21 protein-coding genes are annotated in these 17,376 nt (G+C 68.9%); 1 reads left to right on the top strand and 20 read right to left on the bottom strand.

Annotated features, from left to right (window positions below):
- Positions 1–159: 159 nt before the first annotated feature.
- The 10 genes from Acy02nite_RS33860 to Acy02nite_RS33815 form a co-directional block, all read right to left on the bottom strand.
- Entirely contained in the window at positions 160–408 is a 249-nt protein-coding gene (locus tag Acy02nite_RS33860) for a hypothetical protein (protein WP_203750208.1), read from the bottom strand.
- A gap of 113 nt (positions 409–521) precedes the next feature.
- Complete coding sequence (locus Acy02nite_RS33855) at positions 522–794, bottom strand: hypothetical protein (RefSeq protein WP_203750207.1); 273 nt, start codon at positions 792–794, stop codon at positions 522–524.
- A gap of 93 nt (positions 795–887) precedes the next feature.
- Positions 888–1,433: a phage tail tube protein gene (locus tag Acy02nite_RS33850; RefSeq protein ID WP_203750204.1), complete on the bottom strand. Its 546-nt coding sequence runs from the start codon at positions 1,431–1,433 to the stop codon at positions 888–890.
- Between the two features lie 12 nt (positions 1,434–1,445).
- A complete protein-coding gene (locus Acy02nite_RS33845; RefSeq protein WP_203750201.1) occupies positions 1,446–1,832 on the bottom strand; it encodes a hypothetical protein in 387 nt (128 codons plus the stop codon).
- Positions 1,829–2,167 carry a hypothetical protein gene (locus Acy02nite_RS33840; RefSeq protein ID WP_203750198.1) on the bottom strand — a complete coding sequence of 113 codons (339 nt, stop codon included), beginning with the start codon at positions 2,165–2,167 and terminating at the stop codon, positions 1,829–1,831. The genes Acy02nite_RS33845 and Acy02nite_RS33840 overlap by 4 nt, the downstream gene beginning before the upstream one ends.
- A 9-nt stretch (positions 2,168–2,176) precedes the next feature.
- Positions 2,177–2,734, bottom strand: coding sequence for a DUF4082 domain-containing protein (locus tag Acy02nite_RS33835; protein WP_203750195.1), 558 nt, complete (start codon positions 2,732–2,734; stop codon positions 2,177–2,179).
- Positions 2,731–3,360, bottom strand: coding sequence for a hypothetical protein (locus tag Acy02nite_RS33830; protein WP_203750191.1), 630 nt, complete (start codon positions 3,358–3,360; stop codon positions 2,731–2,733). Before Acy02nite_RS33830 ends, Acy02nite_RS33835 begins: the two co-directional genes overlap by 4 nt.
- Positions 3,357–3,779 (bottom strand): hypothetical protein, encoded by a 423-nt coding sequence (locus Acy02nite_RS33825; protein ID WP_203750188.1) that lies wholly within the window; start codon positions 3,777–3,779, stop codon positions 3,357–3,359. Before Acy02nite_RS33825 ends, Acy02nite_RS33830 begins: the two co-directional genes overlap by 4 nt.
- A gap of 26 nt (positions 3,780–3,805) precedes the next feature.
- Positions 3,806–4,726, bottom strand: a complete 921-nt coding sequence (locus tag Acy02nite_RS33820; protein ID WP_203750186.1) for a major capsid protein — start codon at positions 4,724–4,726, stop codon at positions 3,806–3,808.
- A 26-nt stretch (positions 4,727–4,752) separates the two neighbouring features.
- Positions 4,753–5,277 carry a hypothetical protein gene (locus tag Acy02nite_RS33815; protein WP_203750183.1) on the bottom strand — a complete coding sequence of 175 codons (525 nt, stop codon included), beginning with the start codon at positions 5,275–5,277 and terminating at the stop codon, positions 4,753–4,755.
- A 181-nt stretch (positions 5,278–5,458) separates the two neighbouring features.
- On the opposite strand from Acy02nite_RS33815, the gene Acy02nite_RS33810 reads away from it, so the two are divergent.
- Complete coding sequence (locus Acy02nite_RS33810; protein ID WP_203750180.1) at positions 5,459–5,659, top strand: hypothetical protein; 201 nt, start codon at positions 5,459–5,461, stop codon at positions 5,657–5,659.
- A gap of 7 nt (positions 5,660–5,666) precedes the next feature.
- Here the strand turns inward: Acy02nite_RS33810 and Acy02nite_RS33805 are convergent, their stop codons facing one another.
- From Acy02nite_RS33805 to Acy02nite_RS33760, 10 genes are all read right to left on the bottom strand, one after another.
- Positions 5,667–6,425, bottom strand: a complete 759-nt coding sequence (locus Acy02nite_RS33805; protein ID WP_203750178.1) for a VG15 protein — start codon at positions 6,423–6,425, stop codon at positions 5,667–5,669.
- On the bottom strand, positions 6,422–7,801 hold the full coding sequence (locus Acy02nite_RS33800) for a phage portal protein (RefSeq protein WP_203750175.1): 1,380 nt from the start codon (positions 7,799–7,801) through the stop codon (positions 6,422–6,424). The genes Acy02nite_RS33805 and Acy02nite_RS33800 overlap by 4 nt, the downstream gene beginning before the upstream one ends.
- Positions 7,802–7,837: 36 nt before the next feature.
- Positions 7,838–9,550 carry a terminase large subunit domain-containing protein gene (locus tag Acy02nite_RS33795; RefSeq protein WP_203750172.1) on the bottom strand — a complete coding sequence of 571 codons (1,713 nt, stop codon included), beginning with the start codon at positions 9,548–9,550 and terminating at the stop codon, positions 7,838–7,840.
- The gene (locus Acy02nite_RS33790; RefSeq protein ID WP_203750169.1) at positions 9,547–9,990 is read right to left on the bottom strand and encodes a phage terminase small subunit; all 444 of its coding nucleotides are present in this window, start codon (positions 9,988–9,990) and stop codon (positions 9,547–9,549) included. Before Acy02nite_RS33790 ends, Acy02nite_RS33795 begins: the two co-directional genes overlap by 4 nt.
- A 1,543-nt stretch (positions 9,991–11,533) precedes the next feature.
- On the bottom strand, positions 11,534–12,004 hold the full coding sequence (locus tag Acy02nite_RS33785; protein ID WP_203750166.1) for a hypothetical protein: 471 nt from the start codon (positions 12,002–12,004) through the stop codon (positions 11,534–11,536).
- Positions 12,001–12,243, bottom strand: a complete 243-nt coding sequence (locus Acy02nite_RS33780; RefSeq protein ID WP_203750152.1) for a hypothetical protein — start codon at positions 12,241–12,243, stop codon at positions 12,001–12,003. The genes Acy02nite_RS33785 and Acy02nite_RS33780 overlap by 4 nt, the downstream gene beginning before the upstream one ends.
- 480 nt (positions 12,244–12,723) lie before the next feature.
- Positions 12,724–13,068 carry a hypothetical protein gene (locus Acy02nite_RS33775; protein WP_203750149.1) on the bottom strand — a complete coding sequence of 115 codons (345 nt, stop codon included), beginning with the start codon at positions 13,066–13,068 and terminating at the stop codon, positions 12,724–12,726.
- Positions 13,065–13,925, bottom strand: a complete 861-nt coding sequence (locus tag Acy02nite_RS33770) for a hypothetical protein (protein ID WP_203750146.1) — start codon at positions 13,923–13,925, stop codon at positions 13,065–13,067. The genes Acy02nite_RS33775 and Acy02nite_RS33770 overlap by 4 nt, the downstream gene beginning before the upstream one ends.
- Positions 13,926–14,263: 338 nt before the next feature.
- Positions 14,264–16,051 carry a recombinase family protein gene (locus Acy02nite_RS33765; protein WP_203750143.1) on the bottom strand — a complete coding sequence of 596 codons (1,788 nt, stop codon included), beginning with the start codon at positions 16,049–16,051 and terminating at the stop codon, positions 14,264–14,266.
- Positions 16,052–16,346: 295 nt separating this feature from the next.
- On the bottom strand, positions 16,347–17,376 hold a 1,030-nt coding region (locus tag Acy02nite_RS33760; protein ID WP_438820872.1), incomplete at its 5' end, for an LppU/SCO3897 family protein.

Below are 17,376 nucleotides of genomic sequence, written 5' to 3'. Positions count from 1 at the left end.
TGCTCAGCCCCTCACCAACCGCAGTCGCAACCTGATCCGAGAGGGCCTTGCCGACCTCTTTGCTGTACGCCTCAAGCGGCGACTTCGTCTCGGCCTGGAGCTTCTTCAGAAAGCCCTTCGCGCTCGGGATGATCGAGAGCGTGGCGTAGCCGACGTTGCTTATGACGCCTCCTTCGGGCGCTGCGCGGCCACGCGGGCACGCTGGGCGCGGAGGCGGGCGGCGGTTGACTCGTGGCGCTCGACGGCCGCGCGATCCTTCGGCTGCGGACGCAGCGGGTGCGGCTGGCCGGTGACGGCTTGGAAGATGTCCGCCAGCAGCACGTCCGCGCGGGACGCGCCGAGGGCTTCGCCGTTCTCGGCGGCCCAGGTGGCGGACTCAGGAGGAAGGTTGGTGACCAGCGCGCTCACGCGCCGGAGCGACAGCTCGCCGCGCCACAGGCCCCCGAGGTCGACGCCGTAGAAGCGTTGGAAGTCAGCCTCGACGGCGTCGTAGTGATCTCGGAGCAGGCCGGCGAGCGCGGTCAGTTTCCCGCGAGGCCCGCGGCCTTCTGGAGCGCCTCGAACATGTCGTTCAGGTCGCCGATCGTCCGGCGCTTGGCCTTGAACGTCGCCCACTGCTCGGTGCCGAGGATCAGCTTGACCGGCTTAACGATCTGGCCCTCCTCCATCGCGTCCAGGGCGTCGAGGTCCCAGTCCTTCGACGGCGCGATGGTGTAGGTCTCGCCGTCATAGACGAACGTGGTGGGCTGGTCAGTCGCCTCGGCGCGAGCGGCGGCGGTCTTACTGGCAGGCAAGAGAGATCCTTTCGGGTGGCGCAGAGAGCGCAGAGATATGGCCCGAGACCGTCTCTGCGCGGGACGGTCTCGGGCCTGGCCGACGTGAGGGAGTTACTCGACCGCGCCGGAGAGTTCGGTGTAGAGGGTGCCGTCGGCCTCGGGGTACAGCACGACCGTGATCGCGTAGACCGTGACCTCGGACTCGGACTCCTTGATCTCGTCGACCGTGTCGACCTCGGCTCGCTTGATGTAGCGCCGGACGACCCGGTCGCCCTCGCGCAGCTCCATCCCGAGCGCGAATTCATGACCCTTCGGGACCTTGATGGTCGAGCTGGTCACGCCCGCCGTGGTGGTCCGCGTCGAACCGGGGTTGATCAGCTTGAAGACGGTCTCGTTGTCCTCCAGCGCGACGAACTTGAGCGTCCGCTTGTGCTTGGACTTGGTGCGCTTGACGAGGATGCCGCCCCAGGCGTACTTCTCCGAGGACTCCTCGTCGCGTTCCCAGGTCGCGCCCTCCTCGCCATCGAGCAGGCCGACGACGTTCCAGCCGGTGCCCCAGGCGGTCGTGAGGTCGGCCGGGCCGGCCGTTCCGATGGTGTCGTGAATGTAGATGTCGGCGCCCTCCCACTGGGACGCCTTCGTCGGGTCGCCCGACAAGGGGCAGCTCCTTTAACGCTGAGGGCGCAGACGCGCCAGAACGGAGAAAGAACAGAGCGGCCGACTGGTGTCCGGATCGGCCGCTGGGAGCGGGCCGAGCTCGGGCGCGAAGCTCCGGATGTCCCGGCCGTGCCGGAAGTCCAGGAGCACGCCGTGGAGCTGCCACGCGAGCGCCGTGGCGGCGGCCCCGGTGTCGGCCCAAGCCACGATGCGCAGTGGCGCGACCGCGGCGACGGGCCAGCGAACAGCCGCAGCCCCCGCCCGGACTTGGACGTACGGCAGGCCAGGTGCCCCGCCGTCGGGGTATTCGTCGACCGCTTTGGTTCCGAACGCCACACCGGGCGCGGCGGCCCGGAGGATGCTCAGGGCGGCGAGCTGTGGATCAGCGAAACGGGTCACGAGGCGGCCTGACCCTTCTTTGCCTTGCGGCGCCGTCGTGTCGCTTGCTGCTTCGCGGTGGTGACCTGCAGGGCGACCGCGCGGGCCGCGTCAGCGAGGACTCCGTACTTCGCTTCGACGGCCAGGCCGCCAGCATGTTCGATCGCGACGTCCTCGCCGGCCCGGTCCGAGGCGTAGGCGTGCCGCTCGACCGGCATCTCGTGCCGCACGATCGATGGGTGCTCAGACACCGTCCGCTCGACGTGGGCGGCGCGGAGAGCGATGGTCGCGGCGATCTCGGCGGACCGGAGCATCTCACCCATGCCCTTGTGATCGAGCCGGATTCGGGCGGGCACGCAAGCTCCTCAGAAAAGGACGATGGGTGTGACGTGGTAGTTGGCGCTGGAGTTGTTCACCGGGAACGCGATCTCGGTGCCGTCGAGCCAGCTACCGCCGGGATCGCAGGTCAGATGCGCGCTGGCGGCCGGCAGTGTCCCGAAGGAGGCCACGTAGTAGCGGGCGTTGTAAGCCGCCACGTACGTCCGAGCCGGGACGACCGGGACCGGGTCGTCGAACAGGACCCGGATCATCTGCGACTCCGCCGACGGTGTGACCGTCGTGCGGGACAGGCGATCCTGGGTGTGCGCGTTGTACGCCGCGACGGTCAGCGGCAGGCCGGTCATGTACCGCGCGACCCAGACCGCACACCCGAGCCAGAGGCCCTCGGAGCTCGCGGTCCAGCGCAGACCGAGCGTGACCGAACGGCTGTCGTCGTAGGTGGTGGCGAGCGTGCCGTCGAAGGCGAGCACCTCCTCGGTCCTCGGCCGGGAGAAGGTCTTCCAGGTACCCGCCTCCCGGGCGGCCCCGGTCAGATCGACCTCGGCCCAGACGCCGTCAGCGCGGACGCGGGCGACCGGGCTCATTCGCTCGTGTCGATCCAGACGGAGCCGTCCGGCACGCTGCCGGGATCGGCCGGGCCGACGTAGATCGTTGCGGTGCTGTCCGCCACGTATGCGGTGCCGTTCCAGCGCTTGATCGCGGGTGCGAACGTGGCCAGGGCGGCGACCAGGCCGGCCACCTCGGCGAGCGAGTGGCCGTGCGCGGCGGGCGGGTAGGACGCGGGCTTGTCGAGCACGTTCGCCCAGCTCACCGTGCCGCCGCCTTCCACCGCGTGTGCGAGGACGTACGCCTCGGAGGCGGCGGGCGATCCGTCGACCAGGACCAGCGCGCCGGTCATCGTGTCGCCGGTGCGTCTGACGGCGGTCGTGGCCGGCGGCGGTGCCTCCAGCATCTTGACCTTGAGCGTCACCAGGACAGTTCGGCTCGGCGAGCGGGCCTCGGCCGGGTCATCGACGACCGCGTAGGTGCGCCCGGCGACGAGCAGCCGGTCGCCTTTGAGTACGTCGGTCCCGGCGGGCAGGTAGACCGTGTCGCCGGACAGGAAGCCCGCGGTTTCGGTCGCGAGAGGGTTCGCCCACGATCCGTCGGGATTCCCGTACTCGTCCGTGCCGACCGGCCGCAGGAGGACGACCTCGTCGGGGAACCTCATGCGAGATCCACCTCCGACGGCGTCGGGGACTCGTAGGCCGACGGGGTGCGAAGGGAGAAGACGCCGGAGCTGGCGGCCGGGCTCGCGGCCCTGCGGATGATGGTGATCTCGTCGGTCGACAGGTACGCCGACGTGGAGGTCTGCGCGTACTGGTAGGAGTAGGCCCCGACCGTCTCGCCCTGGTATCCGTCCGGGTTGCGGTACACACGTCCAGCCGCCGCGAGAACGACGGTCACGATCGCGCGTGGGGCGGTGATCGTGACGCCGTCCGCGGCGACCCAGTCGGTACCGGCTTCCAGGCGAACCAGGGACGAGACGTCTTCGAGAGCCGCCACCGCCCGATTGAGGTCCGGGCCGGTGATCGTCCCGCCCACGCGGGTCTGTAGCTCGGCCACGGTGGCGAGCGGTGGCAGACTCACGAGTGGCTCCTTACGCGTGTGTCGTCTTACGCACCGACGGTCGAGGTGAGAACCCGGATCGCCGAGGGGACGTACTCGACCTTCTTGGTGTCCGGGTTCATGCGCGGCAGGTCGATGCGCTTGCAGCCGATGAAGGTCGAGAAGATGCTCCGGTCCTGCAGATGGGTCGAGTCGTAGTCCTTGACCCACCGCATCGCGAAGCCGTTCTCCGAGCGCGATTCGCCGAAGGCGACGCCGTCCGGTACACGCGGCGCGCGGATCGCCAGGGTGTAGGAGTCGCGGCCGTAGAAGATGATCTCGTCGTCGGCGAGCCGATTGTTCTCGGCGACGTTGAAGCCGCGTACGGTGCCGACCCGCGCGTTGCGCAGGGCCTCGGTCGAGCCGGACACGCTCGCGTTGGTGATCGCGTCGGCGTCCAGCAGCTCGGCGTAGACCCCGGTGCCAACGGCCGCCCAGAGGCCGGAGGCCGGCAGGCCACGGTCACGCAGGACCTTGCGGGCGGCGGTGAAGGTGGGCACCGGCTTCGCCTTGTCGTAGGCGATCGAGGTCGTCTCGGCGGTGGCCTGCATGACGGCGACCGCGAAGTCCTCGACGTCCTCGACCATCGCGAGGACCTGCGGCGCGGACACCTGCCGGGTGAAGTCCTCGATGTTGAGGCTCAGGTCCTCGTCGGTCACGTCGACCGCGCTGTAGATCATGTCGGTGATCTGGACCGGCACGGTGGACTCGCTGAGGCTGTCAGTGGTGATCGCCGCGCCCGCGTCGGCGAGCTTGCGGCGCCGGGCCTTGAGGGTCGACGGGATACGGACGTTGACCACGGTCCCGCGACCGCCGCCGAAGGCGTCCTCGTAGTCGCGGTTCATGGTCGCTGCGAGCTGAAGGTCGTCGCGGAGCAGGCCCAGCGCGGTGCGCAGCACCTGCTCGGGGATGACGAAATTGTGAGCCATGGGTAGGCGGGGTTGTCCTTTCGGAGTCAGTAGCCGCGCCGGACGGCCTTGATGACGGCCTCCGGGTCGAAGTCCGTGGCCTCGTCGCCGGCCGCGTGACCGGGCTTGAGCCGCGGCTTGGGGCGGCCGGGAAGCGGAGCGGTCTCGGTCTTGGTGAGGCCGGTCTCCTCCGCGAGCGCCTTCGCGCTGGCGGCGATCTCCTCGGCGGTGTCGCCGGTGAGGAACCGCGCGAGGGACGCCGGGAGGCCGTGCTCCTTGGCGGCGTGCTCCTTGCGGAGGGTGGCCAGTTCACGCGCCAGTTCTTCGCGGGATTCCTGGGCCTTCTGCAGGTCGGACTTCTGGTCGTCCTCGTGCGCCTTGAGCTTCGAGCGGGCCTCGTCGCGCTCCTTGCGGAGGTTCTCGACGAGCCGCTTGGCGCGGTCGGGGTCAAAGTCGCCGTCCCATGTCGGTGCCTGGCCGACGGGGGGCGGGGTGGTGCTGGGCGCATCCCCGGTCGTGCCGCCGTTGTCGGCGGGCTCTGTCGGGGGCGTGGTGGTCGGGTTTTCCGACAAGGGGTGTCCTCCTGGGACGGTGAAGGCGCGCGGGACCTGCCCGCAATTTCGAATAGAGCAAAAAGGGGCTAAAAGATAGCCCCAAAGCGTAGCAAAAAGTGCATGATCCAGGGATCAAGCGGATCGGGCATAACCGTACGGAGGTTATGAGCGCAGTCTGTGTTAATGTGTTATTTGAGCTGTGTCCAAGACATTGCTTGTCATTCTCAACTTCTTCTTTTTCGCGATCATCATCGCGCTGGTGGCAGCCTGGTTGACCTGGGCTGAGAGCACTTCGCTCTTGGCCAGCGTCGTCTCCGCGGGTGGCAGTTTTACTGCCACCATGACGCTTGAATTGCTCGTTTGGGCCGCACTGCGCTACGGCGGCGGTAACTCAATTTGAGCCTTACCTAGATCGTTAGTGACGTCTTTCGCTGGGCCGCGTAGGCGCGGCGGAAGGCGTTGATCGCGTCGCGCCCGGATTGGCCCTCGGTCGAGTCGTTCCAGAGGGTCTCGAACTCGCGTGAGCGGCCCGGCCAGGCTGCGGCCCGTGAGTAGACCGGTACCGGCACGCAGCCGCATCCGTCATGGTACGGGTCGTCTCCGGTCGCGCTGTCCTTGCTCAGGTAAACGGCACCGCGGCCGGCGAGCATGGCGCAGAAGTAGCAGGGGTCGCCGTCGGTCAGCCGTGCCCAGCCCAGCGCGACCCGATCGCGCCGAACCGTGTCGCGGACGGTGCTGCGGCCAGCGTCCGCAGTGTGCCGGACGACGGCGCCGGCCGTTGCCGCGCGGGCGCGTGAGATCGAGGTCTGGATCGTCGCGCCTCCCGCGAGGGATCGCTTCACCTGGACAGGGCCCGTAACGAACAGGCTCGTCGCGAGCTGGGCCGCCGGGAGCTGCCCGGCATAGGCAATCGCGGGAGCGTCACCGCCGACGCCTGCGGTGTCGCGGTACGCCGTCAAGAAGGCACCCGCGACCAGCGCACCGACCCGTCGTGCCTCCGCGATGATCTGAGTGACCATGCGGAAGTAAGCGGGGAAGGTGCGGTCGAGGTCGGCCGGGTCGAGCAGGCTCTCGAAGGCCACGGTGACGCGGGCAGCCGTCTCGGCGTTGAGCGTTGCCTGTAGCTGCCGGTAGGAATCCGCGACCTGCTCCAGGGTCGGCGTCATGCCGCCGCGATGGCCGGCTGAGCCTGCCGGGTCAGCGCTTCGGCGAGCTGGGTGAGACCGTCACTGTTGGTGGCCATGCCGCGCCACCGCTCGATGTCCTGGTCGGTGATGCCGGGGATGCGTTCCCAGGCCCCTTCCGGCGGGACGTTGAGCATTTGGACCATCTTCCCGAGTGCGTCCACAGTGGCCGCCATGCTGCGGGCCTCGGTGTCGCGCCAGCGGACCTGCGCGGACCGGTCGGTCGCGCCCTGGCCATCGCCGGCGGCGAGCGACGCAAGACGCAGGGTCTGCTCGTGGGATTCACCGAAGATGGTCTCGTACTCGCCGATCTTGCGCTGGGTCGCGGACTCGGCGGCGGCCAGCGCGTCGGCGGACAGGTTGACCAGGTCGCCCAGCAGGACATGCGGGCTGAGCTGCGCAATGGCGGCGAGCGAGCGGACGGTGGAACCGTAGGCTTCCAGATGGCCGGTGACGTCGGTCTGCGCGAAATCGCCGAACTTGGCGTCTGGGTTGTCGGTCACCCACAGGCGGTCAACGGCGGCTTGGAACGGCTCGACCGGCTTGCCGTAGTTCGGGTTGGGTGAACCGTCGGCGAGCGTCGCCTGATCGTCCACGGGGATCGCGAGCCCGGTGGCCCAGCGCTGGCGGAAGCTCGCGTACTGCAAGGCGATCAACAGGGTGAAGACCGCTTCGCTGACGCGGTCCTGAAGCCCGATCAAGGGCAGGATGATGCCGCGCGAGCCGTCCAGCCGTTCCCGATACCGGACCAGCGGGACGTACCCGAGGCGGTGCTCATCGGTGCTCACGACGCGTGGTTTCGCCTCGCCCTTCGGTACCGCCAGTGTGTGCACAGCGGTGTCCGTGATCAGTTCGTAGAGCGCGGCGCCGTTGACGGTGCGGCCCTTGAACCGGAGGGCGTGCTGCGCCCACTCGTCGTCATCGTCTTCGTAGAACGCGACGCACTTGGTCGCCGAGACCGGCTTGATCGACGGGCCGTCGCTGTTGCCGGGAAGCACGAGGGCGTACGACGTGCCGTACTCCAGGGCGCCGCGGTGAATGAGTGTCTGGCGGGCGTCCATGCCGTTGAGCTGCCAGTAGCCCCACGCCTTGGCGTTGGTGGTGCTGTTCGCCGGCCGATAGCCGTCCACGAACAGGCCCTTGACGAACGTGTCGGAGATCAGCGGCAGCCAGTTCGTGATCGACTTGCGAGCCAGCGACCGGTACTCGGCCTTCGCGCCGCGCGGCACGTAGGGGAGGTCGTGGTCGCCCGCCAGGTAGCGGGTGATCCGGCCGAAATCCGAGGTGCGGTGATTGGCCTTCTTGTGCTCGGCGATCAGCTCCTCGGCGAGGCCGACGATCGATCCGTCTTCGGGCACGCGGGCATGGCCTCCTTCCGAGGCGCGTAGGGAAAGTCAGAAGCCGACGAGGCGGCCGACCGGCTGACGCCGTTTGGCGAGGACGCCGTCCGCGAGCACGCGGGAACGCGCCATGCGCGCCAGCAGGAGAGCGGCCAGAGCGTCGACCTTCTTCGGCGACTCCCGGGTCTCCTTGCCGAAGGAGACGCCCCAGCGATTCGGCCGGCGGCGAGCGTTCAGGACGTGGCGCCGGAGCCGCTGGTCGCCGTCGTGCGGGACCTCTTGGTCGATGAACGCGCGGTGCAGGGCCTCGACGGCGCGGACGGTGTCGCCCTGGTGGGAGCGCATGTCCCAGGCGACGGTGTGCCGCGTGGTCGCTTTGACCAGCAGGCGCTCTTGGTACTCGTCGCGCCAGTGGTCGACGGTGGTCTCCCAGTAGGCGACATCGGAGAAGAACCCGATGACGTCCAAGGTCGCGAAGGCGTTGTCGACGGCGTCGCGGACCTGGTCGTGGTCGACTTCCCAGCCGACGCCCCGGGGGCCGTCCGGCTTCTCCCAGAGACCCAGCAGGAAGGCCGCGCCGTCCGAGACACGGACGGCGACGACCGCGCTGCTGTCGTCGGTCCGGCCGCCATCGAATCCGAGGCAGATCGTGTCGCCCTTGCGCCACTCGCCGGGCTCGGCGACCTTCAGCGGCGCCAGGTTGACCCGTTCGTTCGCGTCGTACTCGTGCGGGGCGAGCCAACTGTCGGCCGCGGCGGTGATCTGGTTCAGATAGAAGCGGCGGGCCTCTTCCGGCGGGGTGTTCGGGTCGTAGACCTCGTCGGCGATGCGCTCGAGGTCGACCCAGGTCGAATCGCCGTACGCGGCGGCCAGGGCCAGCAGGAGAACCGGCCGGTCGGCGAGATCGACATTGCCGGGAGCTTCCCTGGAGTCGTAGAGGATGCCCTTGGCCTTCGAGCGGCCCTCGCGGGCGGCCAGATAGGCGAGGTAGCTCATCTCGGCGACCGAGTCCTCGCCGGGCGCGTGGGCGTTGGTGGTCTCGATCGCTCGGGCGGAGCCGTCGCGGGACTTGGCGAGGTTGCGCCGGATGACGCGGGCGAGGGCGTGCCCGCCGTTGGACTCGGACCAGTGGTGCGTCTCGTCCATCACGGCCATGCTCGGCCGGGCACCCTCCGAGGTGGACGAGCTGGAGGTGATCCCGGTGAGCTTGCCGCCGGTAGGCGTGAAGATCCGGGTCTTGCCGACGTCGAGACCGATCGCGTCGACCAGGTCGGACTCTTCGACCATCGCCCGGATCGCGGCCATGGTGTTCTCGGTCTGCGTCTCGGAGACGCCTGCGATCACGACCCACGGCGCGGGATGTGGCTTGCCGACCGCCTCGCCGTCCGCGCCCCAGTAGTCGAACCGGACCGGGCCGGCCAATTCGGCAAGGCAGAGCGCGCCCAGGAACGGCGACTTACCCCAGCCCTTCGCCCGGCGCAGGACCGCCCGGCGGTAGAGAAACTTTCCACGGCTGTCGACCGCGTAGAACCAGAGGACGAAGTTCAGTTGCTCGCGCGTCAGCCGGTACGGGGAGCCGGCCTCGTCGCCGTCGGGCTGCAAGAGCCATTCCTCGACCCATGCCGCGACGCCCCAGCCGAGTGTCCGGACGCTGCCGTCCATCGGGAACGCCTCGATGGTCGTGAGCGCGGCCACCACGACGGCCTTACGGGCGGCGGCCTGGCTGGAGGTCAGAAGGGCAGAGTCGCGGGCTTCGGCCGCCGTCACTCGCCGGACGCCATGCGGCGCCGCAGGTCGTCACGGGCGTCGGCCAGGTGGAGCACCGGAGCGGATTCGTGCTCGTCGGCGTCCTCGATGCGCATCCGGGCGCGCATCCGGTCGACGACGGTCGCACCGAGGCGCTCCTCGTTCATGCGGATCTCGGAGAGTGCGGCGGCGCTCGGCCGGCGGAGGTACGCCTCGACGATCGGGGCGAGCATCGCCAGGCGGCGCCAGTCGGTCAGCTCGAAGACGGCGGCCTGCGGCGAGCGGCGCCAATCGTCGTACCAGGCCAACACGTCATCGCCATACGCCCGTGAGGACAGCTCGGCCAGTTCGGGGCCGCGGAGTTCGTCATCGCGGGGGAGGACCGTCTCGCCGTGCGTCGGCGCGTTACGGCGGCGGCGCTGCCCGTCCGGCTTGGGTGCGTGCATGGTGCCGCGAGCCATCAGTCCTCCTCTCCACAGTCGACTTGAGCCAGTTCGGTAACGTCGTTTGCACAGCGAGCACGTCAGATGAGCGAGGCACAGGCATGAGAGAAAGAAGGCTCTTGCGATGCCGAATCTTGCTGATGTCGCTGGCTGGGTGTTGGGTGGCCTGGTAGGGAATCTGGCCTACGACCTGGTCAAATCGGTCTGTTCCTCGGGCGCGCGACGGAGGCTCAGCCGCGCCAAGCAAGGGCAGAGTCGTCAAGAACACGGCTACCCAGAGTGAAGACCGTGATGGGCTCTGCGACCTGTATGCCCGTACGCGGTCCGAGACGCTATGCCGCTTCGGTGCCGGGGCGAGCCGGGCGAGGGCTACCCCCCCAGGGTGGTCACACTGTGTAGCTGCCAGGCCTGTCTATATCCTGAAATCGGTCCGCGTCCCCTGCTCAACTCATACGCTCTCAGGGTGTGTAACACGCTCATTCAGGTGCGCATATTCAATGGGCCGCTCGATGGCTTCGATGTGGTCGTGCCTGTCAACAAAGATGCGCATCCGCCGCCTGTCGTGTGGAACAACCGAACGCGACTCCAACCGGATCGTGTGATCTGGCCCGGCGTCATCGAGGACGACCCAAGGGAGGAACTAGCTGGCCCTCTCTGGAGTAAGTACGCCCTAGTCCCTGACCCAGACCACCCAGATGATCGTCAGCCCTGGCGATATGTCTTCGTTCGCGCCCAAGACGACGAACCAGATTTCTGGGACTGGATCGACAACCTGTAACTCAATACAGCCCGGGATGACGCTCCGGCTCACGCCGCTGAGTAGGCCGCGGTTGCCGAGCAGCCGCGCCCTCAGCCGAGGTTTTCTGCCCGTGGTGCCAGCGGCAGATCGCTTGAAGGTTGCGAAGATCGTGGTCGTCACCGTGCTCGATGTGGTCGACCTCGTTGGCCGGCGCACCACACGGACGCCCGTCCAATCCCCGCACCTGGCACCGGTATCCGGCCGCCCTCAGCACCCGCAAGCGACGCAGCGGCCAGTCATGGGGTAGACGTGAGCGTCGGTCGCTCGTGCCTTCCCATGCCATGCGGTCTCCAGGGGTACGTGACAACGCCCCGGTGCGGCGCTCGATCCAGCGGGCCAGCAGGCCTAGCGGAGAGCGCACGCCACCGGGGTCGGTCAATGACGGGGTGAGGACGCACGAAAGCCCCACCTATCGGCTCGTCCCCAGGGGCACACGAGTCGCAACAGGCAGGGCTTAGGGCGGGGGTCGAGGGTTGTTGTGCCCCTCGCACATTGCTTATGCGCCAGCGACCCGAGATGCGCGGCGGTCACGCTGGCGCTGGGCGTCGCAGGACTTGCAGGTGGACTTGAGGTGGTCGGCCTCGCGAGTGTCCTCGGCGAACGCCTGAGCGGGCAGGTGCTCACCGCAGGTGCCGCAGCGTTTGACTGGCCGGGCCGCCCGCTCGATTCGGCGTGATCGAGCGGAGCGGACGCGACGGATGAACTCGTCGGGGTTGACGCCGTAGCGACGGGCCGCCTGGCGTGCGGCGTCGTCGAGAGCGGTCACTCCGGATCGGCGCCGAGGTCGAACCGCAGCAGCGGCGACCGACCCTCGGCCTCGTCGGCGGCATCGAGAATGCCGGCGGCGTACGACCGGGCGACGGCTGGCGACAGGACCAGGCTGGCTCGCTCGCCGTCCATGACGTTCTCGATCACGACGAACGGGCGGCCGGGGGTGCTGGGTGCGGCCCGGCCGGCTCGGACGTAGGCGTAGTCACCGGGGCTGGCTTCGCACTCGACGCGGCGGGTGGGTCCGACCGGTACCGCGTCACCGGCCGGAGGCGGGTTGTCTCCGGTCTCCTGTTCCTGGCTGGTTGGCTCCTCGGTGGCCTGGCTGTAGGCGAGGAAGTCGGCGACCTCCAGGGACAGCCGGACGTACTCCGCCGGTCCGAGCCGTTTGCGACCAGGTGCGGCCTCGTTGGCGGCATCGACTACTTCGATACCGGCGATGAGCGCTTCGGCCGGGTTGATCACTCGGCCTCCTCGGTGATCTCGGCGGTCGCATTGATGGTGATGCCGTCCACCTCTGTCGACTGCTTGCGCAGGGTGGCCAGGGCGAGCATGAGCGCGTTCTGCGCGTGTTCGACCGACTCGATGCCGTTGCCCGCGGTCAGCGTGGCGTCGAGGTTCTCCTCGCCCTTACCGGCGCGGAACTGGACCAGCACGAAGGGCTCGCCGGTCAGGCTCGTGAGGATCTCGCCGAGGTTGATCACTGAGGGGTGTCTCCTTGGTTCTTGTCGCTGGGCGGTACGGAGGTGCGGGCCGAGGGGTCGGTGAGGGCTGTGGGACTGACGTTAGGTGCCAGGTCCGACAGGTTTCGGATCTTGGGCTCCGGGCTGTGGATAACGCTCCCATCTGTGGATAAGTCCTGGCCGCGAGCCATACAGGCGTATGGCTTTCTGCCCCTCACTGATCAATCTCCCGGCGCGGTGTAGGAACGGGCTCCAAACCGGGGGCGGCGGCTCGGGGTCGATGTGAAGGGACGGTATTGCGTCGGTCCGACAGGTCCGGCCGCCCGAAGCGGACGGCCGGACAGCGGGTACGAGTCAGGTAGGGACTGGGACGAACTGGCCCGGCGAAAACCAGTTGACGGGAACTGTAGAAGGCACGAATCCAGTTGCACCTCCTGATTTCCGGCCGGTGCCGCAGGCTTGGCAGACTGGTACATCGGCCAGTGGAGGTTCCGCTTCGCGCTACGCGGAGGCGTTCATCAGGAACCGGGCCAGCGACAGGATCGCGTCCGTCCGGGCGGACAGCGGAGCGACGCCGTCGGAGTAGCCCCGCGCGTTGGTTGACGGGGCGAGCCGGCCGACCGTGTCCTCGGCGTTTTTGAGCGCCTCGGCGCGAGTCATGCCGGCCGGCGCCGGGGCCGATGTCGCAGCCGCCGGGGCGTCGCCCAGCAGGCCCGTCAGGTGGTCGCGCAGGCGAGCGACCTGCGTGCTGGGGAGGTAGACCGTCTTGTACTCGATCTCGACGGCGATCTCGTTGTCGCTGTCGAAGGCGTCGGCGACTTCTAGGTCTCCGAAGTGGCTGGTCACGCGGCGGCCCCGTTCGCGGTGGGGAGTTCGTTGAGCAGGAACAGGGCGTAGCCGAGAACGGCCTCGTGTGGGGTGACGCCGAGGATGCCCTTGCCGGCCAGTTCGGCGGCGAAGGTCAGGGCGGCGAGGCGTCGCTGGTCGAGCGACACGACGGCGGCCGTGGCGTCGACCGTCGGCTCCGGGTCCGGGTCCGGCCGGCGAACCTGGTCGGTCAGGACGAACCATCCGCGGGCACCGTCGTACGGCTCACCCCGGCCGGAGACGAACGCGACATAGAGCCCGTCCTCGCGCTCGGGGATGCTCACCACGCGGACGCGGTCGCCCTTGAAGAGAGGGGCGTAACTCGGCTCGTCCACGGCGATGATCGCCTCGTCGTCGACCTTCCAGGCGGGCTCGGCGGTCGAGGCCTCCAGCGGGGCGAGGAACCGCGGAGCGACATAGCCGACCCGGTCCGGCTGCTCGCCGTCGACCGCGCGGACCTCGTAGTCGCCGTCGCTGTCCGGGCCGGCGATCACCCGGACACGGGTCGTGCCCTTCTCGTCGAAGGCCGACGGGTAGGTGTGCCGGATGCCGTACGACGGGAGCCGGGTGAAGGTCGCATCGGGCAGAAGCCGATACTCGCGGCCGGTCTCGATCACGACGCCGGTCTCGCTCGCGGCTGTCGCTTCGTCGTCGTATGAGGTGAGGGCGGCCCGCAGGCGGGTGATGGCGTCGCGGGAGAGGTAGACCGAGACCTCCGTGTCCTCGTCCTCGTGCCGGTCGGTCGCCGTGAGAATCAGCGGCTGTTCGGGGGACAAGGGACGAGTCCGGATCTCGACGAGGTCGCCGTCGCCGTCGCGGTGCTCGAAGATCGTCACTGAGTAGCCCTTTCGGTTCGCGGTGTCGCGGACGAGGGGCCTATGCGCCAGTGAGCGGCGGGGTGTTCAAAGGTTCGGCGGGAAATCTCGGCCGTCGTGGGGCGGTGGCCGGACGGCGGGGCCGGAGCCGTCGTTTCGCCTGCCAGTGCAGGTGTGACGGAGTGACGGATCGAACGTCACCGTCCATTGCTGCTGTAGGAGGAGGAGAAGTCCAAGAAAAAGAATGGGGGTGACGTTGGAACCGTCACTCCGTCACCTCCGCGTCGGCTCGGCGCACACCCCCCGCGCACGCAAAACGCCCTCCCGTGGTGCGGCAGGGCGTTGATGCGACTCTCGTCTTACGCTTCTCGGCGTTTGAGGAAGTCGTAGACGCTCCAGAGAGAGCATCCGACCGCGTGGGCGATCTCCTTTGGGGTCGCAGCGGGGTTTGCCGCGTATGCCTGGGCGATCAGGACCCGCTTGCCTTTGACCGGACCGGGAGCGGGGCGCGAGGTCGTCCCGTCCTTCCAGTGGATCGTGACTCGTTGGTCCGGCTCGAACCGGACGCCACGCGTACCGGCCCGAGTGCAGGTGACCCTCTCGATTGCGAGGGCCAGAAGACCGGCGCGCTCAGGAGTCGGCAGCGCCTCGAAGGCGGGCACGGACTGAGCGAGATCCAGCAGGGGTGAGATGTCTGCGTCCGGAAGCGGGATTGCGGCGAGCGATTGCTCAGCCTCCTCAACGGACCTTCGCAACTCGGGCATGACCTCGGCGGCGTCCTGTTCGGTGAAGACGCCAGACACGACGAGGCGGCGTACGCGGGCGAGCTCATCGCGGGCAGCATCGAGAGCGTCCTGTGCGGCTTCCCGGGCATCGAGATCATCGGGAGAGACCCGGGCGACCCACGCATCGGCAACCGCTTCTAGCAGCGGCTCGCCCGGTTCCAATGTGGCGAGACGGGAGAGGAAGGCAAGAGAGACGGCGCTCTCGATCTCAGCGACGGGGGCCGTGAAGCCGGGGCAGGGGTGCCCGTTCGCGTTGTGGTTGCACCGGTAGTGCTTCTTGTCCCGTGCGCCGCTCAGTTGCGTCCGGAAGTCGCAGTACGGACACCGCAACAGATCGCCGAGCATGGCGCGGGACCGACGGTTGCCACGCTGGACGAAGAGGCCGTTACGGGCGAGACGCTCCGATCGTTCCCCGATCAGCCGGAGGATCCGGGCGCGTTCGCCGAGCGTGATAACGCCCTTGCCGACACTGACGGTCTTGCCCTTGGCGTTCCGGTAGACGTCCGCGACTGCATTCCAGTTCCCCGCCGCTGTCTTCCCGCGTAGGCCCTGCAGGCCGGCGAAGCCCGGCGAGCGGACGAGCTGGGAGACGGTTCCGACCTGCCAAGTCCCGCCGGACGGCGACGGGATGCCCTCGGCATTGAGCGTCTGGACGGTCTCCCAGATCGTCGTGCCAGCGAGTAGCGGCTCGGCGATGCGCCGCCGAGCGATCGGATAGAACTCGGGGTCGGGTTCGAGTTTGCCTTCCGCGTTCTTGCGCGTGCCATAGGGGGTGCGACCGCTCAGCCAGAGACCCTCGTCGCGCTGGCGTCGCTTGGTCCGGCTGACCCGCCTTGAGAGGTTCTCGACCTCCTCACGGGCGATCTCGGCGCGGATGATCATTTCCAGGCGGCGACGGGAATCGCCGGTGTCCGTTCCGTCCACGCCGACGACGCGCCGCGATCCGTCGACGTGCTCGTCCAAGATCTTGCCGATCTCAACGGCACCGCGGCGATCAGCGCGGTCGAGGGCCCAGACCAACAGGGTGTGGAACTTGTCACCGACCCGGAGGTCCGCGAGTGCGCGTAGCCACTCGGGGCGGTCCTTGTTGCTGAACCGGGACGCGCTGGTTCCCTCCTTCTCGGTATAGACCCAGACGACGAACAGGCCGAGGCGCGCAGCCAGATCGCGTTCGTCCTTCTCCTGCTCGGCGAGACTCCGTCCATTGCGCGGATCGCCCTCGGCGAACTTATGGGACCGGCGGAGGTAGAGGGCGCAGCAACGGGACGGGTCCAGTAGCTCGTGCGGTGTGCATGGGTGGTCGGCGAAGGCGGCCGGCTCCAGGGCGGCCGGGATTGCCGCAGCGGTGAGAAGTCGAGACATGCGAGTGACGATACACGCATCAACCGAGTTGCGTCAGGCGCGACTGGTGCACGGGTGGTGGCTCGGGCCGGACGACTGATCGGCGGGTGAGTCAAGGTTGTTGGACCGATGCGGATTTTCAGAAGTCGAGCAGAAGGATCTTGCCCCGCAGGTCGGCCAGGGTGAGGGCCTTCCCACCGGTGTTGAGCCAGCCGCGGCCCTTGAGTTCGGGCGCACGCACGCGAGAAGTCATCCGCCCATGGTGCCTCAGCGGTGGTCTTGATCGGACCTCGGGCCGATCAAGACCACATCGCGATCAGCCGGCCGGCTTGGCGAGGCAGTAGACCTTCTTGTCGGCCTGCAGGTACGGCTGTGCCTGGTCGGCGCACTGTTCCTTCTTGTCGACGATCTGCTTGATCTGGAACGCGTCGCCGGAGGAGCAGGACACCTTCTCGACCTTGGAACCGTTCTTCACGCAGTCACCCGCGCTGAAACTGTCCCCGCCGCCACCCGAGATCAGGTAGACCAGGCCGAACACCACGCCGAGCAGCAGCGTCGCGCCGAGCACCACGGCCAGCGTCACCCGGCCCGTCTTCACGACCGGCTTCGGCGGAGCGGGCGGCTCCTCCGTTTTGAACTGGTTGAACTTGTCCTGCTCGGGCGGGCCGGGCCAGCTTGTCGTGTCCTCCGGGCCGGGCGGCGTCACCGTCGCCCTGGCCGCCGGGTCGGCACCGAACGGGTCCGACGTCGGCACACCCGGCATCGGGGTCAGAGCGGGCGCCGGAACGTACGGCGAATTGCCCCGCCCGGAGACGTCCGTCGTGCGCTCGCTGAAATCGCCACCGGCCGGAGGCGCCGCGGCGGTGAAGTCACCCCAGGCCGGGCCGTCCTGCGGCGCGGCGCCGGGACGAGGACCGAACGGCGTGGTCGGCGAGCCGCCCGGGAACGACGACGAGGGCGGCGGGAAGGTCGGCTCCTCGCCGGGCTGGCTGAACGGCGGGAAGGCCGGAGCGCTGCCCGGGCCCGACGGCGCACCGGAGAAGGCGGCCGGGGAACCGGGCGGCGGGAAGCCCTGCGGGGGGAAACCCTGCTGCGGGAAGCTCGGCTGCGGGAAGCCCTGCTGGGGGAAGTCCGGCTCCGGCGAACCGGGAGCCGGGTAACCCTGGCCGCCGAACGGCGAGTTCGCGTCCGGCGGGCTGACCCGGGCACTGCCCTCGACCCGGGCACTGCCGGACGTCGGAGCGGTGGGCGCGCCCGGCTCCGGCGGCGAGACGCGGGCGCTGGCCGAGGCGCGGGCGGTGGCCCGGGCCGGTGACTGCGGCGCCGATCCGGGGGTCTCGCCCTGC

Source organism: Actinoplanes cyaneus, from assembly GCF_016862095.1.
In the GTDB taxonomy this organism is placed as follows: Bacteria; Actinomycetota; Actinomycetes; order Mycobacteriales; family Micromonosporaceae; genus Actinoplanes; species Actinoplanes cyaneus.
This window is presented reverse-complemented; position numbering and strand designations above follow the sequence as displayed.

Excerpts from the sequence above, each read along its gene's own strand:
- Acy02nite_RS33835 (WP_203750195.1), bottom strand. The coding sequence starts at position 2,734 with ATGAGCCCGGTCGCCCGCGTCCGCGCTGACGGCGTCTGGGCCGAGGTC.
- Acy02nite_RS33830 (WP_203750191.1), bottom strand. The coding sequence starts at position 3,360 with ATGAGGTTCCCCGACGAGGTCGTCCTCCTGCGGCCGGTCGGCACGGAC.
- Acy02nite_RS33820 (WP_203750186.1), bottom strand. The coding sequence starts at position 4,726 with ATGGCTCACAATTTCGTCATCCCCGAGCAGGTGCTGCGCACCGCGCTG.
- Acy02nite_RS33805 (WP_203750178.1), bottom strand. The coding sequence starts at position 6,425 with ATGACGCCGACCCTGGAGCAGGTCGCGGATTCCTACCGGCAGCTACAG.
- Acy02nite_RS33790 (WP_203750169.1), bottom strand. The coding sequence starts at position 9,990 with ATGGCTCGCGGCACCATGCACGCACCCAAGCCGGACGGGCAGCGCCGC.
- Acy02nite_RS33765 (WP_203750143.1), bottom strand. The coding sequence starts at position 16,051 with ATGTCTCGACTTCTCACCGCTGCGGCAATCCCGGCCGCCCTGGAGCCG.